Raw genomic sequence first — 4,788 nt, forward strand, 5'->3', positions numbered from 1 at the left:
TACTTCTAAAGCCAATTGGTAGCAAGCGATCGCATTTTCGAGGTTTTGTGCTTTATCCCCTGTGATTCTGTTTGAGTAAGCAAGACCGAGATTGTTTTGAGTCGATGCCCAATCAATGGGAAAAGCTTCACGGGTGAAAACTGATAAAGCGGATTGGTAGCAAGCGATCGCATCTTCGAGGTTTTGTGCTTTATCCCCTGTGATTCTGTTACGGTAAGCAAGACCGAGATTGTTTTGAGTGGATGCCCAATTAATAGGAAAAGCTTCACGGGTGAAAACAGTTAGTGCGACTTCATAGCCCGTGATGGCAATTTCCATAGTGCTGGCTTTGTCACCCAAGGGGAATTGCTGAATTAGATTGCTGAAATTGCCAATAACTGCTGCTAAGTATTCCGCTTGATCTGCTTCCGCTTCCGCTAGGATAGTTGTTGCTACAACCCGCAATAATTCTGCTAATCTATCATCTAGTTTGTCTGTATTTGCTTTCAGTAATGGGTAAACTACCTGCGCGTCACTATTACTCTCTGCGGTTGCTTGTAGTACCTGTAAGAGAAAGTTGACTTTGGCATCAGATGTGTGGCGATTCACCCCCATCAACCGCTCTACAAGAGTTATTACAAAATTAGACAACCGCTTGACAATATTCATTACAAAATTCAACTAATTTAAATCGCCCTGGATTCGCAAATTTTCCGCCACTGCCAGCATTGTCTGCTGCAATCCCCCATCCACCAAATCCCGGTAGCTATTCAAAATCTGAGAGACTTCTTGATCATTAGACTCCGCGAGTAGTTGGTCAATCAACTTTCGATAGGCTTGGAGGCGTTCTTCGTTCATGGGAGTGACAGGTCAGTCAATATAATATTTCTATTTGAGTTGTGAACGGAATCTCTTAGGTAAAGGCAAGAGGTAAGAAGCAAGAGCTAATAAATTCTAGCATTTATCAATAAATTATGACAACCAATCTTAATTTATCGTAACACCAAAAACTCCTCGGATATCTTGACACTGCTCCGAAGTCCCTACTCCCTACGGTGCGCTTTCCGTAGGCGAATTAAATTCGCCACGGGTCGCACCGCTCCCTAAACACTAAGAGACAAACTTTCACCCACTTTATAATCCCAAATATCAGATACTTCAATCTTCAGTTGATAATTAGAATCAAAGTAACTATCGATATACTCAGCAGGTATAATTATTTTCGTCTTATACTCACTTACTGTTGGATGATACCCAAAGGGAATAGACTCAAAATGAGTTTTATCCCGGTCAAGGTTATCCAACTTTTTTGTTTCCCTTGGGTCCATTCCCTCCCGGAGAGTTAAATCAACAACGTGAGATTTAACCGCCATTTCCGTACTACGATCAATAATCTTAATTTCAACTCGATTAAGCAGAGGTTGCTCCCGGTGTATTGCATATTCCAGCACCACAGGATTTCCTGGTACACAGCTACCAACCTGAGTTAACGATGGTGAAGCAGCTGGAGCGTGGGGTTGGTAGAGTAGCATTGGGTGAATATGTGGATCGAAGCCCCATTGAGTCACCTGAGGATTTGCTAATTGATATTCTAAAGAATTATTAGTACCTATCCTAATCTCAAAATGCAAATGAACTACATTAGTTTCTCCACTTTTTCCCATTTTGCCGATTAACTGACCAGCACTAATCGCTTCTCCATCTTTTCCTTTTTTCCAACCACTAACAATCGGCAACGTGCTGTCTTTGTCGAGATGACAATACCACGTATAAAAATACTTGACTGTTTTGCCATGGTAAGTAAACGGTGTCGGAAACTGATGACGCAGCCTCACGGTACAACCAGCACCAGAGTATTCCCGGTATCCCCAAAAAACCCCGTCATAGGCAGCAATAATATCATCATCACCAGCCTGACCATCCATTTCTCCAATATCAATACCACGGTGAAAGTCTGAGGAGACAGAATCGATTTCTGTACGACACATAAACGTCGATCCAATATGACGGAAATCTTTACCAGCCACAGGAAATACTGTCTGGTCGTGCAAAGATTTCATTGCTGCCTTAAGAGCATCATAGTTAGGATTGTTGGACATAATTTTAACATTAAATAAGGAACAGGGAACAGGGAACAGGGAGTAGGGAGTAGGGAGTAGGGAGTAGGTAAAAAATCCTGTGTACCTGATTAAATTGTAAACCGCTGTAGCTGTAAAATTATTAGTAAGTATTCAGCTTAAGCGCTACGCGAACAGCTTTTGAATAAGCGATGCAGCAAGGGAACAGGGGGTTTCCCCACTCGCTATTGCATCAAGACAACAAGTAACCATTGGTTTAATCTGAGTGAAGTCCCAGCGTCGTTCGCACAGCGTGGCCTTTGGCCAAAGCCTGTGCCAAAAAGCTGTTCGCGTAGCGTGAGCCTTTAGCTGACGGCTGACGGCTGACGGCTGAATGCTTACAATTATTATACCAAAAAAAATGATATTAAAAAATAAAATTATCTAGCCTATTATCGGTCAAATAATTTTTTTTTATTAACCCTAAAAAAAAAATAAAAACCCTTGACAACTAAAAATATAATCATTACAATAATAAATATAAACCAAGCTGAACTTTTTCACAATGTCAGAAAAATTTACTCGCAACTTCAAGAAACAACCTACTCAGCACACTCTCAAAGGTCCTCGTGAATCAGTAATTCATAGTATGCAGATGCTTTATGCCCTAGGCTATGCAGAAATCGCGGAGTGGACGCCTCTAGAACCGACCGATATTCCAGGTGAAGTGATGACTACTATGACCAAGTATTGGTTGTTGCCATAACACCTTGTCTTGATGCAGTCGCTCATGGGGGAAACCCCCAAGACCGCGCTGCATCGCTAAAATTCTGGGGGGTTTTCCCCCCCGGGGGCCTTGGGTTTCGGAAATTTCTGACATATGTGATTGACATAGCCGTGGATAGTATTTCTACGGCTATTTTTTTAGGAAATTAAGAATTTAGAATTTAGAATTGGGAATTAAGAATTGAGAATTGGGAATCGGGAATCGGGAATCGGGAATCGGGAATCGGGAATTGGGAATCGGGAATGGAATACTTATGGTTTAGTAATTTTGGATCACAACATCATCAAAGGATGATAAAATTATTAGTTATAGGGTTTATAGGATTTATGAGGTACGCTTCTCAACCTCAAAGTCCCCCGAGCGAGCAATCCCTCGCTCGGGGGATTTAGGGGGATACCTTTGTACCTGATGGCATAGAGAATTGCTATATAATGAGCTAATAAGCTAATACAGCGTTTTCCATAACTAAGAGGTACATAGGATTTTTTACCTATTACCTATTACCTATTACCTATTACCTATTGCCTATTACCTATTGCCTCTTGCCTCTTGCCTCTTGCCTTTTACCTCTTACCTGCTCCCTACTCCCTACTCCCTACTCCCTACTCCCAATTCTAAATTCTAAATTCTAAATTCTTAATTCTAACAATCGCGATCGCTTACCACTCCATCAGGTAAAATTGTATTGCACAGTTCCATAGTTTCCCAGGGAATAGTTTCCCCATCAATTCCCTTAAAACTTGTTCCTTTTACGTTCGTTCCCTTGAAGTTAACCTCTTTGAAAGTAGCCGCTGTTGAAAACGATGTCATTGAATGGGTTTTGAGAGTACATTCCACAGGACCGAAACAAGCTCTTTCCAGCACAGCATTTTCAAGGTTGGTTTGGTCTAGCATTGCTCCCCCAAGATAAGTATCAGATAGGTTAGCGTTTGTGAAGTTAGTAAAATTTAGATTAGCCCCTTTTAAATTAGCCCCCTGTAAATTAGCTTTATTCAAATTAGCCCCTGCTAAACTTGCTCCCTGCAAATTAGCCCCCTTCAGTATTGCTCCTTCCAACCGACTGTTGCTTAAATCAGCATTAGCTAGATTAGCTCCTTCTAAATGAGCATAGGCCAAATTAGCACTCTGTAAATGTCCATTACTGATTTGGGCAGCTTGAAACTTACCACCTTGGAGATTAGCGTAATCTAGATCAGCCTCAATCAGGTTTGCTCCCTTGAAATTTGCTACCATTAAATCAGCATGTTGTAAATTAGCATGGCTCAGATTAGCATCCCTAAAATCAGCATACTGAAGCTGAGAATTTTGCCATTGACTTTTCCCACAATTTGCCCCCTCAAAGTTAGCGCCTTTGCCATGAATATGTTGCAAATTTGCTCCTTCTAGCTCAGCAAAATGAAAATTGAGCCCCTGTAGATTTCCCCCCTCTAATACACAAGCTGAACATTCACCACGCTCTAGCAGATACTGTAGATCCGGAGGTTGAGGGGAATTTAATTTAGCGATCGCACTCCCTAAACTCAGAAATCCCGCCAAAGCTAACAGTAACAGTAACTGCTTCATTTTAGTTATCCTTTTACTATCAATCTTATCGTCACATGTAAGCATTCAGCGGTCAGTGGTCAGCGGTCAGCGGTCAGCCGTGGCAGAGGCTTCTAGCTTGTGACTTAACTCAGCATTATTCCAATGCTTACCTGTTTTCTTCAAAAGCTGTTCGGTGTAGCGTGGCACAGGCTTCGACGCTGGGACGTAACGGATAAGCTGTTCGCGTGTAAGCATTCAGCAGTCAGCGGTCAGCCGTCAGCTTATACCCATAGCCCAGGCTACTTGAGGTGATGCGCGAATAAGCGATGCAGCCCCTACCGTGAGCGAGTGCATCAAGAAAAGGGCTAAGTATTCGTTTAATTTGAGTTAGGTCCGATGCGTCGAAGCCTGTGCCACAAAGCTGATAGCACCTCAAGTAGC

Annotated in this window: 5 protein-coding genes and 1 pseudogene; 1 reads left to right on the forward strand and 5 read right to left on the reverse strand. The window is 42.2% G+C overall.

Annotation, left to right across the window (positions count from 1 at the left end; translation table 11 throughout):
- The 3 genes and pseudogenes from F6K38_RS29670 to F6K38_RS29680 all read right to left on the reverse strand — a co-directional run.
- Positions 1-594: pseudogene (locus F6K38_RS29670) on the reverse strand (hypothetical protein); the annotation flags it as partial.
- A gap of 66 nt (positions 595-660) precedes the next feature.
- A complete protein-coding gene (locus F6K38_RS29675) occupies positions 661-837 on the reverse strand; it encodes a hypothetical protein (protein WP_287314207.1) in 177 nt (58 codons plus the stop codon).
- Between the two features lie 245 nt (positions 838-1,082).
- On the reverse strand, positions 1,083-2,078 hold the full coding sequence (locus tag F6K38_RS29680) for a M23 family metallopeptidase (RefSeq protein WP_287358668.1): 996 nt from the start codon (positions 2,076-2,078) through the stop codon (positions 1,083-1,085).
- Between the two features lie 523 nt (positions 2,079-2,601).
- On the opposite strand from F6K38_RS29680, the gene F6K38_RS29685 reads away from it, so the two are divergent.
- On the forward strand, positions 2,602-2,802 hold the full coding sequence (locus tag F6K38_RS29685) for a hypothetical protein (protein ID WP_287257015.1): 201 nt from the start codon (positions 2,602-2,604) through the stop codon (positions 2,800-2,802).
- Positions 2,803-3,465: 663 nt separating this feature from the next.
- Here F6K38_RS29685 and F6K38_RS29690 read toward each other — a convergent pair.
- The gene (locus F6K38_RS29690; RefSeq protein WP_287314212.1) at positions 3,466-4,386 is read right to left on the reverse strand and encodes a pentapeptide repeat-containing protein; all 921 of its coding nucleotides are present in this window, start codon (positions 4,384-4,386) and stop codon (positions 3,466-3,468) included.
- Positions 4,387-4,452: 66 nt separating this feature from the next.
- Positions 4,453-4,602 carry a hypothetical protein gene (locus tag F6K38_RS29695; protein WP_158026621.1) on the reverse strand — a complete coding sequence of 50 codons (150 nt, stop codon included), beginning with the start codon at positions 4,600-4,602 and terminating at the stop codon, positions 4,453-4,455.
- Positions 4,603-4,788: the final 186 nt, after the last annotated feature.

This window comes from Moorena sp. SIO3B2, assembly GCF_010692525.1.
Classification (GTDB): Bacteria; Cyanobacteriota; Cyanobacteriia; order Cyanobacteriales; family Coleofasciculaceae; genus Moorena; species Moorena producens.

What these genes read in the sequence shown, in the direction of transcription:
- F6K38_RS29695 (WP_158026621.1), bottom strand. Translation starts at nt 4,602, where the DNA reads ATGCTTACACGCGAACAGCTTATCCGTTACGTCCCAGCGTCGAAGCCT.
- F6K38_RS29685 (WP_287257015.1), top strand. Translation starts at nt 2,602, where the DNA reads ATGTCAGAAAAATTTACTCGCAACTTCAAGAAACAACCTACTCAGCAC.
- F6K38_RS29675 (WP_287314207.1), bottom strand. Translation starts at nt 837, where the DNA reads ATGAACGAAGAACGCCTCCAAGCCTATCGAAAGTTGATTGACCAACTA.
- F6K38_RS29690 (WP_287314212.1), bottom strand. Translation starts at nt 4,386, where the DNA reads ATGAAGCAGTTACTGTTACTGTTAGCTTTGGCGGGATTTCTGAGTTTA.
- F6K38_RS29680 (WP_287358668.1), bottom strand. Translation starts at nt 2,078, where the DNA reads ATGTCCAACAATCCTAACTATGATGCTCTTAAGGCAGCAATGAAATCT.